The organism is Flavobacterium enshiense DK69 (assembly GCF_000498495.1).
GTDB classification, from domain to species: Bacteria; Bacteroidota; Bacteroidia; order Flavobacteriales; family Flavobacteriaceae; genus Flavobacterium; species Flavobacterium enshiense.
The window spans coordinates 199,732-219,817 of sequence record NZ_AVCS01000009.1 but is presented as its reverse complement, the minus strand read 5'-3'; the positions used below and the strand labels follow the sequence as shown (position 1 = coordinate 219,817).

The 20,086-nt window shown below is 38.6% G+C and carries 17 protein-coding genes; 15 read left to right on the top strand and 2 right to left on the bottom strand.

Translation table 11 applies throughout. The features are described 5' to 3' along the window. The first annotated feature begins 83 nt into the window (after positions 1–83). Together pruA and FEDK69T_RS06860 are read left to right on the top strand one after the other, a co-directional pair. A complete protein-coding gene (gene pruA / locus FEDK69T_RS06865) occupies positions 84–1,709 on the top strand; it encodes an L-glutamate gamma-semialdehyde dehydrogenase (protein ID WP_023573425.1) in 1,626 nt (541 codons plus the stop codon). Positions 1,710–1,855: 146 nt separating this feature from the next. Further along, entirely contained in the window at positions 1,856–2,215 is a 360-nt protein-coding gene (locus FEDK69T_RS06860; protein ID WP_035630072.1) for a hypothetical protein, read from the top strand. 67 nt (positions 2,216–2,282) lie between these two features. Here the strand turns inward: FEDK69T_RS06860 and rsmG are convergent, their stop codons facing one another. Beyond that, positions 2,283–2,912, bottom strand: coding sequence for a 16S rRNA (guanine(527)-N(7))-methyltransferase RsmG (gene rsmG, locus FEDK69T_RS06855; RefSeq protein WP_023573424.1), 630 nt, complete (start codon positions 2,910–2,912; stop codon positions 2,283–2,285). Between the two features lie 111 nt (positions 2,913–3,023). Here rsmG and FEDK69T_RS06850 point away from each other — a divergent pair, with 111 nt between their 5' ends. Together FEDK69T_RS06850 and FEDK69T_RS06845 are read left to right on the top strand one after the other, a co-directional pair. Next, positions 3,024–4,118, top strand: coding sequence for a fatty acid desaturase family protein (locus FEDK69T_RS06850; RefSeq protein ID WP_023573423.1), 1,095 nt, complete (start codon positions 3,024–3,026; stop codon positions 4,116–4,118). 31 nt (positions 4,119–4,149) lie between these two features. After that, a complete protein-coding gene (locus tag FEDK69T_RS06845) occupies positions 4,150–5,352 on the top strand; it encodes a pyridoxal phosphate-dependent aminotransferase (RefSeq protein WP_023573422.1) in 1,203 nt (400 codons plus the stop codon). Positions 5,353–5,405: 53 nt separating this feature from the next. Here the strand turns inward: FEDK69T_RS06845 and FEDK69T_RS06840 are convergent, their stop codons facing one another. Further along, positions 5,406–6,350: a peptidase associated/transthyretin-like domain-containing protein gene (locus FEDK69T_RS06840; RefSeq protein ID WP_023573421.1), complete on the bottom strand. Its 945-nt coding sequence runs from the start codon at positions 6,348–6,350 to the stop codon at positions 5,406–5,408. A 159-nt stretch (positions 6,351–6,509) separates the two neighbouring features. On the opposite strand from FEDK69T_RS06840, the gene purT reads away from it, so the two are divergent. From purT to FEDK69T_RS06785, 11 genes are all read left to right on the top strand, one after another. Beyond that, the gene (gene purT, locus FEDK69T_RS06835; protein ID WP_023573420.1) at positions 6,510–7,676 is read left to right on the top strand and encodes a formate-dependent phosphoribosylglycinamide formyltransferase; all 1,167 of its coding nucleotides are present in this window, start codon (positions 6,510–6,512) and stop codon (positions 7,674–7,676) included. Positions 7,677–7,738: 62 nt separating this feature from the next. Next, positions 7,739–8,668 (top strand): hypothetical protein, encoded by a 930-nt coding sequence (locus FEDK69T_RS06830; RefSeq protein ID WP_131494753.1) that lies wholly within the window; start codon positions 7,739–7,741, stop codon positions 8,666–8,668. Continuing rightward, on the top strand, positions 8,668–8,988 hold the full coding sequence (locus FEDK69T_RS06825) for a DUF6370 family protein (RefSeq protein ID WP_035630076.1): 321 nt from the start codon (positions 8,668–8,670) through the stop codon (positions 8,986–8,988). The genes FEDK69T_RS06830 and FEDK69T_RS06825 overlap by 1 nt, the downstream gene beginning before the upstream one ends. A gap of 390 nt (positions 8,989–9,378) precedes the next feature. Further along, positions 9,379–12,858 (top strand): T9SS sorting signal type C domain-containing protein, encoded by a 3,480-nt coding sequence (locus tag FEDK69T_RS15825; RefSeq protein WP_023573417.1) that lies wholly within the window; start codon positions 9,379–9,381, stop codon positions 12,856–12,858. 338 nt (positions 12,859–13,196) lie between these two features. Then, on the top strand, positions 13,197–13,268 hold the full coding sequence (locus tag FEDK69T_RS16185) for a DUF6370 family protein (RefSeq protein ID WP_262488080.1): 72 nt from the start codon (positions 13,197–13,199) through the stop codon (positions 13,266–13,268). A 50-nt stretch (positions 13,269–13,318) separates the two neighbouring features. Continuing rightward, the gene (locus FEDK69T_RS16150) at positions 13,319–13,426 is read left to right on the top strand and encodes a hypothetical protein (protein WP_262488003.1); all 108 of its coding nucleotides are present in this window, start codon (positions 13,319–13,321) and stop codon (positions 13,424–13,426) included. Between the two features lie 409 nt (positions 13,427–13,835). After that, a complete protein-coding gene (locus tag FEDK69T_RS06805) occupies positions 13,836–16,889 on the top strand; it encodes a T9SS sorting signal type C domain-containing protein (RefSeq protein WP_023573416.1) in 3,054 nt (1,017 codons plus the stop codon). A 230-nt stretch (positions 16,890–17,119) separates the two neighbouring features. Next, positions 17,120–17,695 carry a Crp/Fnr family transcriptional regulator gene (locus FEDK69T_RS06800; RefSeq protein ID WP_023573415.1) on the top strand — a complete coding sequence of 192 codons (576 nt, stop codon included), beginning with the start codon at positions 17,120–17,122 and terminating at the stop codon, positions 17,693–17,695. Between the two features lie 249 nt (positions 17,696–17,944). Further along, a complete protein-coding gene (locus tag FEDK69T_RS06795) occupies positions 17,945–18,661 on the top strand; it encodes a pirin family protein (RefSeq protein ID WP_035630166.1) in 717 nt (238 codons plus the stop codon). A 97-nt stretch (positions 18,662–18,758) separates the two neighbouring features. Beyond that, the gene (locus tag FEDK69T_RS06790) at positions 18,759–19,289 is read left to right on the top strand and encodes a YceI family protein (RefSeq protein ID WP_023573413.1); all 531 of its coding nucleotides are present in this window, start codon (positions 18,759–18,761) and stop codon (positions 19,287–19,289) included. Positions 19,290–19,491: 202 nt separating this feature from the next. Continuing rightward, complete coding sequence (locus FEDK69T_RS06785; protein WP_023573412.1) at positions 19,492–20,022, top strand: YceI family protein; 531 nt, start codon at positions 19,492–19,494, stop codon at positions 20,020–20,022. The last annotated feature ends 64 nt before the right edge of the window (positions 20,023–20,086 follow it).

Below are 20,086 nucleotides of genomic sequence, written 5' to 3'. Positions count from 1 at the left end.
TAACAATTCACCGATTATCTAATTGGCTAATAATTTGTATCTTCGCTACGCGAAATTTTTGATAACTCAAATTATAACAAATTATGCCAAAAGGAATCTACAATGTTCCAACAGCGTATAACGAATTCGTTAAAACATACGCTCCCGGAACCCCTGAAAGAGAAGCTGTGGCCGCAGCTTTCAAACAAATGTTCAACAGTACAGTTGATGTACCTTTATATATTGGCGCAGAGGAAATCCGTACCGGAAAAACCAAAAACATGACGCCACCTTTCGACCATAAACACGTGGTTGGACAATACCATGAAGCAGAAAAAGAGCATATCGAAAAAGCGATTGCCGCTGCTTTGGAAGCAAAGAAAAAATGGGCAGACATGCCTTGGGAACAAAGAGCTTCCATTTTCTTAAAAGCTGCTGAATTATTAGCAGGACCTTACCGAGCTAAAATCAATGCCGCAACTATGATTGCTCAGGCAAAAACAGTTCACCAGGCAGAAATCGATTCGGCTTGTGAGTTGATTGATTTCTTACGCTTCAACGTACAGTTCATGACGCAGATTTATTCAGAGCAACCAATTTCATCTGAAGGAATCTGGAACAGAATGGAGCACCGTCCGTTAGAAGGATTCGTGTATGCCATCACTCCGTTCAACTTTACGGCTATTGCAGGAAACTTACCGGCTGCACCGGCTTTAATGGGTAACGTTGTAATCTGGAAACCAGCAGCGACTCAGGTATATTCTGCTAACGTAATTATGGAAGTTTTCCAACAGGCTGGTTTACCGGCTGGTGTTATCAACATGATCACAGGAAATTCAGCAATGATTTCAGACACTTTATTGGGAAGTCCTGATTTTGCAGGAATCCACTTTACGGGATCAACCGGAGTTTTCAATGACATGTGGGCAAAAATTGGTCAAAACATAAGCAAATACAAATCATACCCAAGAATCGTAGGTGAAACAGGTGGAAAAGATTTCGTTCTTGCTCACCCGTCTTCGATTCCGGCTCAAGTAGCTACAGCTTTAACAAGAGGTGCCTTCGAATATCAGGGACAGAAATGTTCTGCCGCTTCAAGAGCTTATATTCCGGCTTCACTTTGGCCAGAAGTCAAAGAATTATTGTTAGCTGATTTAGCTTCCATTAAAATGGGCTCACCGGAAGACATGAGCAATTATATGTCTTCAGTTATTTCAGAGCAGTCTTTCGACAAGTTAGCTGGTTTCATCGACCAAGCTAAGAAAGATTCGGATGCTGAAATTATTGCCGGAGGAGGTTATGACAAATCGGTTGGATATTTCATTCAGCCAACAGTTATCTTGACTACGAATCCGAAATACAACACTATGTGTACGGAATTATTCGGTCCGGTTTTAACAATCTACGTATACGAAGATGCTAAATGGACTGAAACATTGGCTTTAGTTGACGGAACTTCAAGCTATGCATTGACAGGAGCTATCTTCAGCCAGGATCGTTATGCGATTGTTGAGGCTACCAAAGCATTGGAAAATGCAGCCGGAAACTTCTACATTAACGACAAACCAACAGGGGCAGTTGTTGGCCAGCAGCCATTTGGTGGCGCCAGAGCTTCCGGAACGAACGACAAAGCCGGTTCAATCTTGAACTTGTTGCGTTGGGTTTCTCCAAGAACTATCAAAGAGACTTTCGTTACACCTACAGATTACCGTTATGCTTTCTTAAAATAAGACATACAGATCATAAAAACAAAAAAGTCGAATCATAATTGATTCGACTTTTTTATTCTTATCATTTATCCCTCGTAGCTCTAAATATTTTGAATTCTCGTCGCTTTTCTTTAATTTTAAACAAGTCACTTTAAATCAAACACACAATGAAAGATATATTTATGTATCCCATTTCTATTGCAACAGGCATGATTTATTGGATAGTCCTGTGTAAAATTACGGGTCAGACAGAAGCCTGGGACAGCACTTACTATTACACAATTGGCCTACCCCTCTTTATGCTAATCAACTTATTTTTCGGCTATATTGCACCGCACAATCCCTGGAAATGGGGTTTTTTGAGTACAATCTCTCAACTCATACCTTTGACGCTCATATCCAAACCCAGTCCTTATTGGCCTGTAGGGATAATAACATTTGCTGTATTATCAATTCCAACAATTTTTACAGCAATACTCGGATCGAAATTGCACAAAAAGATTTCAGAAGCAAAAAATACTAAATAAAGTTCCTAATCAATCAGAATATTACGGATAAATTTCTATCGCGAATCGAAAAAATAATTCTCAATCCTTAAACCTTATACTTCAGCGGCAAGTGAACTACTTTTTTAGTTTCGAAAAATTCATCTTGAAAGAAATCCGATAAATTATACTCTGTTGCTTTTGGAAAATCTTTCAGCTCTTCGGTTAAATCACCGCCTTTCAGATATAGAATACCGTTTTTCAACTCGTGATTCTGCTTCTTAGCGATTTTATCTTTCACCCAGGAGTAAAAATCAGGCATGTTGGTAACGGCACGGCTCACAATGAAATCAAACTCTTCTTTTACATTTTCGGCACGCATCTGTTCCGCCTTAACATTCTGCAACCCCAATCCTTTAGCCACTTCATTTACTACACGGATTTTTTTTGCAATCACATCGATAAGGTAAAAATCGACTTCCGGATATAAGATAGCTAACGGAATTCCAGGAAAACCCCCACCGGTTCCAACATCTAAAATTTTAGTACCGGGCTTGAACTCCATGATCTTTGCTATTCCGAGAGAATGCAACACATGTTTGGTATACAATTCATCGATATCTTTTCGAGAAATCACATTGATTTTAGCGTTCCAATCCTTATACAATCCCTCCAGTTTTTGAAACTGTTCTATCTGATTATCAGTAAGATTAGGGAAATATTTTACAATATCATGCATTATTCAGTCTTTTATGCAAAAGTAAGCATTTTACCGATGAATTTTTTAATCATTTTAACGGTTTACAACTTCATTAATAGTTACCTTTGCTCGAATTTAATGAATTTGAGCATGAATAAACAAACGCCAATTTTCTCCAAGGCCGATAATCTGAAGTTTTTCAGAATCCTGAATAAACGCGTAAACGATTATTTCAAAGAGAATAACATCAAAAAAACCGGTAACTGGAAATTACATCTGAAGACCGTTATTATGTTTTCGCTGTTCCTTACCCCCTATTTTTTGATTCTGGCGCTGGATTTCCCGCTTTGGGCTCATTTGCTTTTAACCATCGTGATTGGTATCGGCATGGCAGGAGTCGGAATGAACGTAATGCACGACGGAAATCATGGATCCTATTCTTCCAAACCATGGCTAAACAAAATCATGGGAGGAAGCATCTATATTTTAGCAGGAAACGTATACAATTGGCAGGTACAACATAATGTTTTACACCATACGTACACCAACATCCACGGGCACGACGAAGATTTGGAAGCCGGAAGAATTATCCGTTTTACAAAACACTCTGATTGGTCCCCAATCCATAAATTCCAGCACTATTATTCTGTATTTCTTTATGGATTACTGACATTCAATTGGGCCATTACTACAGATATAAAACAAACCAGACGTTATATCAAGAAAAAATTATCCTATGGTGAATTTCCGAGTCCTATAAAGCTATGGAGCACTTTGGTTATCACAAAAATCATTTACTTTTCGATTTGGCTGGCAATCCCAATGATTCTCGGCATCGTTTGGTGGGAGGTTCTTCTAGGATTTTTAGTGATGCATTATACTGCCGGCCTGATTTTGAGTATCGTTTTCCAATTGGCGCATATTGTTGAAGAAACCGACCATCCGCAACCGGACGAAAACAATGAAATCGAAAACACCTGGGCGATTCACCAATTGTTCACCACGGCGAATTTCGCTCCAAAAAACTGGCTGATAAACTGGTACACCGGAGGACTGAATCATCAGATTGAACATCATATTTTCCCAAATATCAGCCATATTCATTATGGCAAAATAGGTGAAATCGTAAAACAGACGGCAACCGAATGCAATCTGCCATACTATGAATTTAAAACAATGCGTTCTGCTATTTATTCCCACTTCAAACATCTGAAGGAATTAGGACAGAAACCGCAATTAGCATAAATAAAAAAAACAACTACATAACATCAGAACTATGAACCCGCTTTCGGACAGAATTAACAATTTATCTACGTCGCAAACGTTAGCTATGGCTGCGTTAGCCAGAGAATTAAAGGCTCAAGGAAAAGACATTATCAGTTTAAGTTTAGGAGAACCGGATTTCAACACTCCGGATTTTATCAAAGAAGCTGCAAAAAAAGCCATCGATGAAAACTACAGCACCTATACTCCGGTAGAAGGTTATCTGGAATTAAAAGAAGCTATCTGCAGAAAATTCAAAAGAGACAATCATTTAGAATACACACCTTCGCAGATTGTAGTTTCTACAGGTGCGAAACAATCCTTATACAACATTGCGCAGGTAATGTTAAACCACGGAGACGAAGTGATCCTTCCTGCTCCTTACTGGGTAAGTTATTTCGAAATCATCAAACTTTCAGGAGGGGTTCCGGTAGAAGTACCAACTTCTGTTGAAACCGATTTCAAAATCACGCCTGAGCAATTGGAAGCTGCCATCACGCCAAAAACAAAAATGATGTGGTTCAGCTCGCCTTGTAACCCAAGTGGTTCGGTATACAGCCGTGAAGAATTAACCGCCTTGGCAAAAGTATTGGAAAAATACCCGAACATTTATGTGGTTTCCGATGAAATCTACGAGCACATCAACTTCTCAGGAACTTTCTGCAGTATCGGATCCATTCCGGGAATGTTTGAAAAAACCATCACGGTTAACGGAGTAGCGAAAGCTTTCGCCATGACAGGATGGAGAATCGGATATATGGGAGCTCCTGAATTTATTGCTAAAGCATGTACAAAAATCCAGGGACAGGTAACAAGCGGAGCGAACTCAATTGCGCAACGTGCTACCATCACTGCTGTTGATGCAGATCCATCGGTTTTAAAACACATGGTAGATGCTTTCCACAGTCGTCGTGACTTGGTTGTTGGTTTATTAAAAGAAATCCCAGGAATTAAAATCAATGTTCCGGAAGGTGCATTTTATGTATTCCCAGACGTTTCTTCGTTCTTCGGAAAAACATTGAGAGGCCACGAAATCAAAGATGCAAACGATTTCTCTATGTATCTTTTAGCAGAAGCCAATGTAGCGACAGTAACCGGAGACGCTTTCGGAAACCCGAACTGCATCCGTTTTTCATACGCAACAAGCGAAGATTTACTAAAAGAAGCATTACGCCGAATCAAAGAAGCAGTTACTAATACTGAAGTTCTAGCATAAATTAAAAGCCTCAATAAAATTGAGGCTTTTTTATTTTTCATCAAATCTCCTGCTTAATAGGAAATCACATAACCAATACCTATAGTGTACGGTGGGTATTTTTTATCCTTTTTGTAAACCATCGGTCTTTCAATACGGTTCCATTTAGGGGTATCGCTAAACAAATTCCTGACAAGCATCAACTGTCTTTTTGACAACTCCACCAACGGATAATTGGGAAGTATGATTTTCATGCTTTTCTTTTTCTCCCCATGTCTATCGTTAACTACGAAAGGTAATTCCGGCACATATTCTCCTTTTATATCTGTCTTTCCTATGACGGTCATCACAACAAAAAAACCTTCATCAGGAATTGGGATACTCTCCTCAAAACCAACCTCAATCTTTTTGGAAATTTTATCAGACTGAATCACGAAAATCTTCTCGTAATCATAGAGTTTAGTATTCGGCAACATGTTTGAATTTCTCATAAATTCAAACCGAACCATAGTTCCGTAGGGATTATCTTCGAAAGAAGATTCGGTTATCCCCTGATACAAATCTTTTACAATCAACGGAATGGTAACCGATTTCAAAATACCGTTCGCTTTTTCTGAAGGGACATAAAACGCAAATTGCTGTCCGATTGATGACCAATACATCTCATCTATATTATCGTGCAAAGAAGGTTTAACAACAAGTTTTTTCTGCTTTTTTACTTCTTTCCGCGAAGCTGAAATTTTTACTTCGTTCAGCATATTTACCTCGGGTCTGAGTAAAATTTGATTCCCAATTAATTTATCGACTGAAACAATTTTTGAAGCATAACCGACATACGTAATTTTTATTTTATTCGGCATATCATTATTTAAAACTGCCTTCCCATTCTCATCCGTAAACAAACCATACCCATTTTGAAAATCAATACTTGTATAAGGCAGCGTTTCATTGGTAACCGAATCTTTTACAACAATAAACTTTTCCTGAGCATACAGCTCCGGCACCAAAAACAGCGCCATTAAAAAAAATATCTTTTTAAACATATTAAACAAGCAAATAGAATTGATGTGTAAAAACCGCTATTATAACTCCAAAATTCTTAAAATCGTATCTTAAAAACATTTCTTGTCTAAAACTTTTAAACTTTTTACCTTTAAACCCTAAACCATCTCAAAAAAATGCAAAAAAAGATACTCTTATTAGGTTCCGGGGAACTCGGAAAAGAATTTGTTATAGCAGCACAACGCATCGGCCAGAAAGTCATTGCCGTCGACAGTTATGAAAATGCTCCGGCCATGCAGGTGGCACACGGATTTGAAGTAATCAACATGCTGGACGGTTCCGAATTGGACCGTATCGTTGCCAAGCATCAGCCGGATTTTATCGTTCCCGAAATCGAAGCCATCCGAACCGAACGTTTTTACGATTATGAAAAACAGGGGATCACTGTAGTTCCGTCAGCCAAGGCAGCCAATTTCACTATGAACCGAAAAGCGATCCGAGATTTGGCCGCAAAAGAGTTGGGCTTACGAACCGCCAATTACAGATATGCCACAACCAAAGAAGAATTAGAAAAAGCTGTAGCCGAAGTAGGTATTCCCTGCGTGGTAAAACCACTGATGAGCTCTTCCGGAAAAGGACAATCTACCATAAAAACGGAAGCCGATATAGAAAAAGCCTGGAATTACGCCGTTGATGGTTCCCGAGGTGACATCATTGAAGTTATCGTGGAAGCGTTTGTGAATTTCGATTCGGAAATCACCTTACTGACCGTTACACAGAACAACAAACATACTTTATTTTGTGCACCAATAGGACACAGACAGGAACGAGGTGATTATCAGGAAAGCTGGCAGCCGGCGCGGGTTTCCCAAAAAGACATAGAGGAAGCCCAGGATATGGCAAGAAAAATAACCGGAGCTTTAGGTGGGGCCGGACTTTTTGGCGTTGAATTTTTCCTGACCGATGAAGGTGTGTATTTTTCAGAATTATCCCCACGCCCTCACGACACGGGAATGGTTACCTTGTCTGGAACTCAGAACTTCAACGAGTTTGAACTACATTTACGCGCTATTTTAGGCTGGCCGATTTCTGAAATCACCCTTGAAAAAGTAGGTGCCAGTGCGGTAATCTTAGCTTCTGAAAACTCAGAAAACCCAACGTATACCGGAATCGAAAAAGTCGCAAGTTTGTCAAAAACCGATTTTAGGGTTTTCGGAAAGCCGACTTCCAGACCTTATAGACGAATGGGAGTTGTTTTATCTAATGACCACTTGGATACTCCAGTGGAAGAAGTAGTGGAAAGAGCAAAAAAAACCGCTGCATTAGTTACAGTAAATTCTTAATTTTACTGCCTTATTTTCTAATGTAGATTTAAATGAAAAAGGTTTTTACACTTCTATTCCTATTGTTTTTCTTTTTAAGTTTTTCTCAAAACCCTTATCAAACGGCCAGCAAATCAGCCCCAACTTTTAATGGAAGTGATGCAAAGTCAAATAAGGAAAAAAAGCTTGAAGACATTAGGTTCAAAACACTTAAGCATATTGAAACAAAAACAGACAGTGTTTTTATTAGAAGATTAGGACTGAAAGAAAATGATTCCATCAGCTTTAACGTAGCCTATTTAATATCTTCGGATGGAACAACACCGATGGATTCCATTCAAATAGACACAGGTGTAAAAACACTTGACAATTACATGAAATTGATGATTAATTCGCTTCCAAAATTTGTCCCTGCACTCAATCCTGAAACCAATAAGGCCATGGATTACAAGATAAATATGGAGGCAAAATTCACAGTTAATGAAAGAAAATTAAAAGCCATATTCGCCGAGAAAAAGGAAGTTACTAATATCCCTCCAATTTTGGAAGGCTGTCAGAATGAAAAGTTCGATCACAACAAAATAAGTTGTAGCACCACAAAAATATACAAGCACATATACAATAAACTATCGGGGCACAAGCCCTCACTCCCAGAAGGAGTACATATGGTACAAATAATGGTCAATTTTTCTGTTAACGAATCTGGCAAAACTGAAAATATTAAAATTTTACGTCGAGGCTTAGTAGATGAAAAATTTGAGCAAAAAATAATTGAAGCCTTTGAAAGCCTCCCAAATTTTGCTCCTATTGAAAGCTTGGTCACGAATGTAAAAAGAGTTTATACATTACCGATGACATTTAATGCAAAGGGAAACAACAGATATATAAAAGCACCTATTTACAAAGACGACAGGAAAAGAAATACAGGCCCATCTCATATCATTTACACCCCACAAAGTATTGACAATAGAGACAGAAACAATTATATAAAAGATCGAATATTTAGTTATTGATGAAAAGCATAATATTTTTATTTCTGATAGGAGCAACAACTACTGCACTATCTCAAGAGAAAAAAGAACAACCAAAAGCACAAATCGTGGAAGCCGCCTGCGGAGAGTGTCAGTTTGGGATGAAAGGAAAAGGCTGTGATTTAGCAGTCCGCATCGATGGAAAATCATATTTTGTTGACGGAACCTCCATTGACGATCACGGAGATGCTCATGCGGAAGACGGTTTTTGCAATACCATTCGTAAAGCTGAAGTATCCGGAACCATCGTTGAAGATCGTTTTAAAGCTACTTCTTTCAAATTAGTCGAAGAGAAAAAATAATTCCTCCACTAAAAAAATTTGATTTTAAAAACACGTTCTCTTACAGATTAAAGTGAACGTGTTTTTTTTGCGAATATAACAAAGGAAGAATTCCCTCACTTCATATTGTCAAAATTCGATTATTTTAATCAAAAAAAACTTATTATTCTGATTTTAGCATACTAAAATCAAAAAATACACTCTTAAAGAAATAACAAAAATTCTAATCGGTGTAAAATAAACAGAAAATAAACTTAAAACACGCAAAAAAAACATAGGATTAAAATTACTAATTTTCAATAAATGCATTTCGTCGATGTTTTTACACACTTAGTCGATTTTTTTCACTCTTCAAAATAGGTCAAAATATTTTTGTAAGAAATTATAGCTTCGTAATTTTATACAAATATTATGAGAAAAAACCTACTATTACTATTTGCCTTCATTTTATTTTCTTTTAATGCTATCGGACAATGCACCATCACCGGAACAGTTAATGCAAGTTCATTAAGTTGTGCTTCATATAGTGGCTGTTCCACAATTTTCATAGGAGATGGGGTTGCCAGCACCACTTTAACAATGAATAGTAGTTTAGACTTAACTTGCTTAGGCTCAATTCAGTTAGTCATAAGAAACAACGCCACTATTAATTTCACAACTGACAGTAATTTATCCTTGGATAACAATTCAGCAGTTATAGTTCAAAATGGCGGAAACGTAACAGCTTCTTCTTGCAACGCTTCAAGAGGAATTTGGGTTGGCCTCATCAGGGTTGCCAATTGCAATGGCTCTTTGGCACTAAGTAATTTTAGCAATTTCGTTACTAACGGAGGATATCCTGTTGTTACTGCTACCGCCAGTCCTGCTTCAATTTGTGGCTCTGGCACCTCTACATTAACTGCATCAAGAACTCCAAGCTTTTTCCCATCAACATTTAAGTGGTATGATGCCAGCGACAATGTCGTTTCCACAGACGCAACGTTCAACACACCAGTTTTGACAACTACAACTACATATTATGCTGAAGCCACCACTTTAGGATTCATCACTACCCCTAGAAAAGCCATTACCATAATCGTCAACAGTATACCTACCCAACCGACTGTAACAGTTACGCAACCGTCTTGTACTATATCGAAAGGAACAATTGCAATAAGCAGTCCTACAGGATCAGGTTTGACATACAGCATTAACGGAAGCACATACCAAAGTTCCACAACTTTCACCAACGTAAATCCCGGACCATATAACGTAACTGTAAAAAGTGCCGCAGGATGTATTTCCACGGCTACAAGTGTAACGGTTAACCCACAACCATCAACTCCGACAACGCCAGCTGGTTCAGTTACACAGCCTAATTGTAGTACAACAACGGGAACTATAACATTAACTTCGCCAACTGGTGTTGGAATAACATACAGTATCGATGGTACCACATACACTAACACTACAGGTATATTTTCGGGCTTAGCAGCTGGCACTTATAACGTAACAGCTAAAAATACTGAAGGTTGTATTTCAGGAATAAGATCTGTAGTGCTTAATCCGCCTACTCTGACCCAACAACCAACATTGGGCTCCGTTACTCAACCAACTTGTGCTACACCTACAGGAAGTTTCACTATTACAAATTACAACGCGACTCACACCTATACGATATCACCAGCTGGTGCAACCAGAACTGGTGCAAACGTAACAGCTCCAGCGGGTACTTATACCGTTACGGCAACATGGGGAGCGTGTTCATCACTACCCTCAACAAGTGTAACGCTTAATACACCACCTCCTCCGGCAACTCCAACATTAGGTTCGGTCACACAACCTACTTGTACTGTTTCAATGGGAAGTTTCACCATTACAAATTATGACGCTAGTTACACCTATACAATAACACCGGCTGGGGCAACCAGAATTGGCGCGAACGTAACAGCTCCGGCAGGAACGTATACAGTAACTGCAACTACAGGCCCCTGTACGTCATTAGATTCTTCAAGTGTAACGCTTAATACACCATCTTTAACAACTCCAACATTAGGTCCGGTTACACAACCAACTTGTACTGTTTCAACGGGGAGTTTCACCATTACTAATTACGACGCTAGTTACACCTATACAATATCACCTGCTGGGGCAACCAGAATTGGCGCGAACGTAACAGCTCCGGCAGGAACGTATACAGTGACTGCCAATTCAGGTTCATGCACTTCTTTAGCATCTGCAAGTGCAGCAATTAAGTCCATTGACACAAATACTTGGGATGGAACTGCATGGTCAAGCGGATCTGCACCTACAGGAACAGAACTAATAGTATTTAACGGGGATTTTTCTTCTACTTCGGATTTAGCAGGATGTTCCTGCCAGGTAAATTCAGGTACTGTTGTCATTAATTCCGAAAATAATCTGATAATAACAAATGGAGTTACTGTTTCAGGAGGCTCATTAACTTTCGAAGACAAAAGTAGTTTAGTACAGATCAATGACAGCGCTGTGAACACCGGAAACATTGTTTACAAAAGAAAAACCACTCTGTTAAAAAAATACGATTACACCTACTGGTCTGCACCGGTAGCCAATGCTACCTTAAGTCAGTTGGCAACAAACTCTCTGTTTTATGCTTACGATCCAAGCATTAGTAGTGTTCCGTCACAATGTTGGGTACGCAAGTACGGGAACAATAGTATGGTTCTCGGACAAGGTTATATAGGAAGAGCGCCGGCATACACAACACCCCAAATTGTAGAAACCTCTTTTGCAGGAACACCTAACAACGGAGTGATTAACACAACTATAAAAAAAGGAACGGTTGAACTTAACTTAATCGGAAACCCTTACCCTTCTGCAATTGATATTGATTTATTTATAACCGATCCGGCTAATGCACCAATTGTAAACGGTACTATTTATCTTTGGACACATAACACCCCAATAAGTAATACTATTCCAGGAGATTGGGTTTACAATTACACAGTTAATGATTATGCTAAATACAATCTTAGCGGTGGGGTTGGAACGGCTCCTGCAGGTAGCGGAGGCCCTAAACCGACAGGAAAAATAGCAGCCGGTCAAGGATTCTTTATCGATGCCAATGCAGGCTTACCTAACGGGACGTACACGGCTACTTTTAAAAACAGCATGCGCGTACAAGGCAACAATAACCAGTTCTTCAGAAATGCAGAAAACGGTAACAACACAAATACAACACCGATAGCTTTAGAAAAACACCGCGTTTGGATTTCATTAAGCAACACACAAGGAGGATATAACGAAGCTTTGGTAGGATATATCCATCAAGCGACTAACGGATTAGACAGATTGTTTGACGGAAAAACACTTCCTTCTGAAAACGTGATTTCAATTTATTCATTGTTATCTAACGAAAAACTATCGATTCAGGGACGTAGTTTACCTTTCCAGGAAACAGACATAGTACCTATCGGATATACGACATCTATCAACGGAGATCTGACCATTAATTTAGAGAACTTTGACGGTCTTTTCACAAATCAGGATATTTACTTATTGGACAAAACAACAGGAATTTATCACGATTTAAAAGCTGGTTCATTTACATTTACAACAACCAGCGGAACAGTCAACGACCGTTTTGAATTACGTTTCAATAGAGGAACGTTGGGGACTGACACAGCAGACAATAACAATACAGACATTAGAATTTTTACCAAAGCACAACAACTTTCTGTATTGTCAGGCGTTTCAAGTATTTCAAGTATCGAAGTTCGTGATCTTTTAGGAAAATTGGTTTACTCCAAAAAAGGAATCCACACCAATGAATTCCATACCGATGCCATTCCGGCAACATCACAAATGCTGATCGTGAAGGTTACTTTAGAAGACCAGAAGAATGTCACCAGAAAAGTTTTGATGCCTTAGTCTGAAAAAGATAGTCACAGGACAAAGAATTGCAAATAAAATTACACCCCGTTTTACTCTAAATAAATTGATGTAAAACGGGGTGTTTTTTTGAATAAACATTTGGGGACTGCACACCTAAAAAAAGGCAAAGCACCAATTAACAATTCTGACAGGTATCAGAATTCTCTAGTACCTCACCACAATTATAATCCTCAAAGTATGATAATATAGACCGAAACAATTACTTAAGAGATCGAACTTTTACATTTTAATGAAAGGCAAATTTTTTAATTTCTGATAGGAGCAACAACTATTGCACTATCTCGAGAGAAAAAGAATAAACCAAAACCCAAATCTTGGAAACAGCCTGTGGAGAGTATCAGTTTGGGATGAAGGGAAAAGGCTGTGATTTTGCAGTCCGCATATAGGAAAATCATATTTCGTTGACGGAACCTCCATAAACCAACACGCGACATCCATGCGAAGACGACTTTTGCAATACAATCGCAAAGCAGAAAAATCCGGAACCATCGTTGACGATCGCTTTAAAGCTACTTCTTTCAAATTAATCGAAGAGAAAAATTAATTTCTCTATTTAAAAAAATTGATTTTTAAAAAAACACATTCAATTGCCGATTAAAGTGATCGTGTTTTTATTACACATATGACAAAATAAGCGCATTTTTAACCTCAAAAATTATCATTATTTCATCTTCAAAGAACAAAAAAGTGCCATTTTTCAAATCTTCCCCTATTTAGACCAAAACCCAACTGTTAGAAAAAATCAATAAACATGCTTTTTAAAACAAATATCACGCTTTAAGTTAAAGATACACAAGAATAAAGTAGTAATAATTTTATAAAATCCTAAAGTGCTGTATTTCAAAGACTTTTTAATACATTTTAACGATTTTTTTAAAAGAGGTGAATGCTGTCAAAGTATCTTTGCATCGAAATACACCCCTAAGTGAATATTTCAAAAAAAACAAAATATCATGACGAAAAATCTGTTACTTCTATCGATTTTTACCTTACTTATTAGTCTTTCTGCATTTGCAACCCAAAAAACCTTCAATGGTTCTGTTTCAACAAACTGGAGTGATCCAAACAATTGGAATACAACTGGGATACCGACAAGTTCCGACGACGTTATTATCCCTCAAGGAATAACAGTCGACATTGATGTAGATGCGTTTGCTAAAAGCGTAACCATTCACGGAATCCTTAATTTAACTGGCACCAAAAGACTTACCGTTGGCAGCAGTTCAGTCAATGGAAATTTTACAGTAAAGTCAACAGGGGAATTCAATATAACCCAAAGCGGCACTTTAATTGTCTATGGAAATTACACCAATGAAGGCAAGACTAATTTTTGGAAAGGAGACGTTATTATCACAGGGAATCTCTCCAGTCCGGCGATTTCTGCAATACAAAATCAAGGAAACGTAATTGTAGGCGGAAATATTATTGGTAATATTAACCTAACTGGAGGACAGGGAACTAATCAGATCTATCCCATGAACCCAAATGCAACGGTAATCACAGATATAGAAACAGCAAATCCGGGAGCTCCCATTAGCGGTGAGAATTCTACTTTGATAGACTTAATAAACACAGTTATACTTGGTGGGACTTGCCCTTTCACAGCAAATGCCCCTTCAGACAGCGGCCCCGTGTGCGAAGGATCCAATACTACCTTTACCGTTTTAACAGGAGTAAGCGGCGCTACCTATCAGTGGCAAATCAATAACGGAACAGGCTGGAAGGACTTGACAACTGCGGACACAGCATATTCAGGAATAAATACTCTTGCCCTTACCATTAATGCTGTCACAATGACGATGAACGGTTATCAGTACAGACTTAAAATAACAAGTGGCGGATGTGCAAAAAATGGCCACTTTGGTGAATTAACGGTAACTGCTGCTCTTTCACAACCAACTTTAAGTTCGGTTACACAACCAACCTGTACAGTTTCAACTGGAAGCTTCACTATTACAAATTATGACGCTAGTTACGCCTATACCATAGCACCAGCTGGAGCTACGATAACTGGTGCGAACGTAACAGCTCCGACAGGAACGTATACCGTAACAGCTTCTTTAGGATCTTGTACCTCTCCAGTATCTTCAAGCGTAACGGTTAATGCACAACCCGTAACTCCGGCTCAACCAACATTAGGTTCTGTTACACAACCAACGTGTACGGTTTCAACAGGAAGTTTCACTATTACGAATTACAACGCAACTTATACATATGCTTTTTCTCCATCAACAGGGGTAAGCAACTCAGCAGGTATCGTTACAGCTCCGGCGGGAACGTATACCGTGACAGCTACTTTAGGAACTTGTACCTCTCCAGCATCTTCAAGCGTAACTATTAGCCCTATTAACACAAACACATGGAACGGAACTGAATGGTCATCAGGCTCTGCACCGACAGGCACCGAAATAATAGTATTCAATGGAGATTATAATTTACCTACAGATATTTCGGCTTGCTCTTGCCAGATAGTTTCAGGAAACGTGGTAATTAGACAAGGACACACCCTAACCGTAACGGATAAAATCACCGTAACGGGCGGTTCCTTAACTTTTGAAGACGATAGTAGCTTGTTGCAAACCAATGATGTTGCAAACATTGGAAATATCACTTACAAAAGAAAAACCACCCCGTTAAAAAAATATGATTACACCTATTGGTCTGCACCGGTAGCCGATGCCACCTTAAGTCAGCTGGCAACAAACTCCCTGTTTTACGCTTACGATCCAACCATTAGTAATGTTGCATCACAATGTTGGGTACGCAAGTACGGAAACAATATTATGGCTCCGGGACTAGGTTATATTGGAAGAGCTCCAGGCACTTACACATCACCACAAGTTGTAGAAACCTCTTTCGCAGGCATACCTAACAACGGTATCATAACAACACCAATAAAAAGAGGAACAGGAACCCTTAACTTAATCGGAAACCCTTATCCATCTGCAATTAATATTGACTTATTCCTAACCGATCCGGCTAATAAAGATATTGTAAATGGTACTATTTATCTTTGGACACATAATACCCCGATCAGCAGCAATACGCAAGGAGATTGGACTTACAATTATGACGTAAATGACTATGCCAAATACAATCTTACCGGTGGGGTTGGAACAGGATCTCAAGCACTTTCAGGAGGCGGTATTGTACCGACAGGAAAAGTAGCAGCCGGCCAGGGATTCTTTATTGATGCTAATCCTGCTTTGAATAACAACACCACCTACTGGGCTACTTTTAAAAACAACATGCGTGTACAGGGTGACAATAACCAGTTCTTCAGAAATGGAGAAAACGGCAACAACACCAATACAACACCGATAGCTTTAGAAAAACACCGTGTTTGGATTTCATTAAGCAACACACAAGGAAAATACAACGAAGCATTAGTAGGTTACATTCAGGAAGCTACAAACGGATTAGACAGATTATTCGATGGAAAAACACTTCCATCAGAAAATGTAATTTCAATTTACTCATTGTTGTCTAACGAAAAATTATCTATTCAGGGACGTAGTTTACCTTTCCAGACAACAGATATTGTACCTATTGGATATACGACATCTGTCAGTGGAGACCTGACAGTTAATTTAGAAAATTTTGACGGTCTTTTCGCAAATCAGGATATTTACTTATTGGACAAAACAACAGGAATTTATCACGATTTAAAAGCTGGTTCATTTACATTTACAACAACCAGCGGAACATTCAATGATCGTTTTGAATTACGTTTCAATAGAGGAACGCTAGGGGTTAACACAGTAGACAATAACAATACTGATATCAGAATTATTACCAAAGCACAACATCTTTCTGTATTGTCAGGCGCTTCAAGCATTTCAAGTATCGAAGTTCGTGATCTTTTAGGAAAATTGGTTTTCTCTAAAAAAGGCATTCACTCAAATGAATTCGACACCGATGCTATTCCGGCAACATCACAAATGCTGATCGTGAAGGTTACTTTAGAAGACCAAAAGACTGTCACCAGAAAAGTTTTGATGCCCTAGTCTGAAAAGATAGCCACAGGACAAAGAATTACAAATAAAATTATACCCCGTTTTACTCTAAATAAATTGATGTAAAACGGGGTGTTTTTTTTTGAATAAACATTTGAGGACTACAGACCTAAGAATAAGCAAAAGCAACCCACAGGCTGAAAAAGATAACAGTTTTCAAAAAAGCAAGATTCTCCTTACATATATTTACACCAACTTTTTCGTACATTTGGATTCATCCGATGAAGACCTTATTAGAAAATATCGCCAAACATGTTGAGCTAACCAATGAGGAGCAGGAAAGTGTTTTGTCATTAATCGAAACCGATCATTATAAGGCAAAGACCATACTTTTGGAGGAAGGAAAAATATGCACACATTCTTTTTTTGTGCTAAAGGGAATCCTTCGAAGCTACACCATAGACGAAAACGGCGTGGAACACGTAATGAATTTTGCCTGCCCAGGCTGGTGGATTGCCGACATGTACAGTTTTCTGTCACAACGACCGGGACAACTCTTCATAGAAACCAACGAAGAAGCCGAAGTCATTTTGCTTTCAAAAGAAAATCAGGAGAAATTATACCTTCAGGTTCCTAAAATGGAGCGTTTTTTCCGTATCCTTATTGAAAACTCTTTAATTGCCAATCAACAGCGATTAATTGACAACATGACTTTTACCGCCGAAGCCCGATACGACAAATTCTCTAAAAAATATCCAGAACTGGTCAATTGCCTTCCTCAAAAGCAGATCGCTTCTTACATTGGAGTTACCCCGGAGTTTTTCAGCAAAATGAAAGCCAGGCTTCTGAAAAAATAATGATCATAGTCCCTTAGAGCCTCAACATCTCCAAAAAACATTTCTTAATCTAGGTTAAGGGCTTCAGCCCTATCAACAACATAACTTTGTCCTATCAAAATCAAAGTTATGAACCGAAAAGATTTTATCCGAAAAACACTTTTAGGCAGCGGAGCGATAATTACAGGCTCTGCACTTGCTAAAGAAACTTCTGAATCCACAGAAGAAACTGTAGGGTTCAATCATATTCAAAACACCAATTCTAAAATCATGGAAAACATCATTTTACACAAAGCCGATACACGAGGAAATGCAAATCACGGTTGGCTGCAAAGTTATCACACCTTCAGTTTTGCTAATTATTTCAACCCGGAGCGCATGAATTTTGGAGCCCTTCGTGTATTGAACGACGATACCGTTGCAGCCGGAATGGGCTTCGGAAAACACCCGCACCAAGATATGGAAATCATCAGTATTCCGTTGGAAGGTGATTTGGAGCATCAGGACAGTATAGGCAATAAAACCGTGATTAAAAACGGTGACATTCAGGTGATGAGCGCCGGAACCGGAGTACAGCACAGCGAATACAACAAGAATCAAGATGAGCAGGTGAAATTTCTTCAGATTTGGGTAATCCCAAATAAAAGAGGTGTAAAACCAAGATACGATCAAATTACACTTAATCAAGAAGACCGTCACAACAAATTGCAACAAATTCTTTCTCCTAATCCAGACGATGCGGGAGTTTGGATTCATCAGGACGCTTGGTTTCACTTAGGGAAATTCGACAAGGATATTACAACTGATTACCATTTCAAAAAACAAAGCAACGGGTTGTATGTTTTCGTGCTGAATGGCGACATAACTGTAAACGGACAGGCATTAAACAAAAGAGACGGATTTGGTATCTGGGATATTGACAAAGTTTCCATCAAAGCGGATTCGGAAGCTGAATTTTTACTTATGGAAGTTCCTATGCAATTCTAAAAAATAATTTCTTAATCCAGGTTAAGTACCTGAACAACAATCACAACGTAATTTTGCCTCATCAAATTACAATAACAACATTTAAAAAAATAAAATTATGGCAACTACAAAATGGACAATTGACCCAACGCATTCAGAAATAGGATTTAAAGTAAAACACATGATGTTTACTAACGTATCCGGAAAATTTCTTACTTATGATGCGAATATAATTACCGAAGGAGATGATTTCACAAAATCGACAATAGAGTTTTCAGCTGATATCAACTCGGTAGATACCAGAAACGCAGACCGTGACAACCACTTAAAAAGTCCCGATTTCTTCGATGCAGAAAACCATCCTACAATGACATTTAAAACATCATCGTTCACGAAAGCTAGTGGTGAGAACTACGAAATCGCAGGCGATTTGTCATTGAGAGGTATAACCAAATTCGTAAAACTTCCTGTAGAATTCAGCGGTCTTATGACCGATCCCTGGGGAAATACCAAAGCAGGATTTACCATTAATGGAAAAATCAACCGAAAAGACTGGGGGTTAAACTGGAACTCTGCTTTGGAAGCAGGTGGTGTTTTAGTCGGTGAAGAGGTAAAATTGGAAATCGAATTACAGTTTGTAAAACAATAAACAGCTTTTCAAGGCAAACAAGTTTTGGTTGATGAGAAAACCATTGCTTTGTAATGAAGGAGTTTTCAGTCGAAACCACAGTCAACAGCATTCTTACTAAAAACTGTGACGGAGACTGAATTTCTTAACCTAGGTTAAGTAAATGAATATCAATACTTAAGTACCTTTGTAGTACCAGATAAAAACTTAAAAAATCAAAGTCATGGCAACAACAAAATGGATAATCGACCCCATACACTCCGAAGTGACCTTTAGGGTAAAACACATGATGTTTACCAACTTATCCGGAAGATTTAGCAGTTTTGATGTAAACATTATTACCGAAGACGATGATTTCAGCAAAGCGGTGATTGAATTCTATGTCGACGCCGGTTCGGTAGATACAAGGAGCCCTGACCGTGACAATCACTTAAAAAGTGCCGATTTCTTTAATGTAGAAAAATATCCAAAAATAACTTTCAAAGTCTCCTCATTCACCAAGGTAGATAATGAAAATTATGAATTAGCCGGTGATTTAACCATCAGGGACGTTACGAAATTCGTAAAATTACCAGCCCAATTCAGCGGACTGATGACCGACCCTTGGGGCACTACCAAAGTAGGCATCAATATTTTCGGAGAAGTAGACCGAAATGACTGGGGATTAAAATGGAACTCACCACTGGATAACGGAGGCTTTTTATTAAGTGACATTGTAAAATTCGACATCGAAATACAACTGGTAAGACAATAATATTTCAGAAGAAAACTTTTTGATTGATGATGAAAAGCCTGTAGTTCACTTTGAATGGCAGGCT

What these genes read in the sequence shown, in the direction of transcription:
- pruA (WP_023573425.1), top strand. Translation starts at nt 84, where the DNA reads ATGCCAAAAGGAATCTACAATGTTCCAACAGCGTATAACGAATTCGTT.
- FEDK69T_RS06860 (WP_035630072.1), top strand. Translation starts at nt 1,856, where the DNA reads ATGAAAGATATATTTATGTATCCCATTTCTATTGCAACAGGCATGATT.
- rsmG (WP_023573424.1), bottom strand. Translation starts at nt 2,912, where the DNA reads ATGCATGATATTGTAAAATATTTCCCTAATCTTACTGATAATCAGATA.
- FEDK69T_RS06850 (WP_023573423.1), top strand. Translation starts at nt 3,024, where the DNA reads ATGAATAAACAAACGCCAATTTTCTCCAAGGCCGATAATCTGAAGTTT.
- FEDK69T_RS06845 (WP_023573422.1), top strand. Translation starts at nt 4,150, where the DNA reads ATGAACCCGCTTTCGGACAGAATTAACAATTTATCTACGTCGCAAACG.
- FEDK69T_RS06840 (WP_023573421.1), bottom strand. Translation starts at nt 6,350, where the DNA reads ATGGCGCTGTTTTTGGTGCCGGAGCTGTATGCTCAGGAAAAGTTTATT.
- purT (WP_023573420.1), top strand. Translation starts at nt 6,510, where the DNA reads ATGCAAAAAAAGATACTCTTATTAGGTTCCGGGGAACTCGGAAAAGAA.
- FEDK69T_RS06825 (WP_035630076.1), top strand. Translation starts at nt 8,668, where the DNA reads ATGAAAAGCATAATATTTTTATTTCTGATAGGAGCAACAACTACTGCA.
- FEDK69T_RS15825 (WP_023573417.1), top strand. Translation starts at nt 9,379, where the DNA reads ATGAGAAAAAACCTACTATTACTATTTGCCTTCATTTTATTTTCTTTT.
- FEDK69T_RS16150 (WP_262488003.1), top strand. Translation starts at nt 13,319, where the DNA reads ATGCGAAGACGACTTTTGCAATACAATCGCAAAGCAGAAAAATCCGGA.
- FEDK69T_RS06805 (WP_023573416.1), top strand. Translation starts at nt 13,836, where the DNA reads ATGACGAAAAATCTGTTACTTCTATCGATTTTTACCTTACTTATTAGT.
- FEDK69T_RS06800 (WP_023573415.1), top strand. Translation starts at nt 17,120, where the DNA reads ATGAAGACCTTATTAGAAAATATCGCCAAACATGTTGAGCTAACCAAT.
- FEDK69T_RS06795 (WP_035630166.1), top strand. Translation starts at nt 17,945, where the DNA reads ATGGAAAACATCATTTTACACAAAGCCGATACACGAGGAAATGCAAAT.
- FEDK69T_RS06790 (WP_023573413.1), top strand. Translation starts at nt 18,759, where the DNA reads ATGGCAACTACAAAATGGACAATTGACCCAACGCATTCAGAAATAGGA.
- FEDK69T_RS06785 (WP_023573412.1), top strand. Translation starts at nt 19,492, where the DNA reads ATGGCAACAACAAAATGGATAATCGACCCCATACACTCCGAAGTGACC.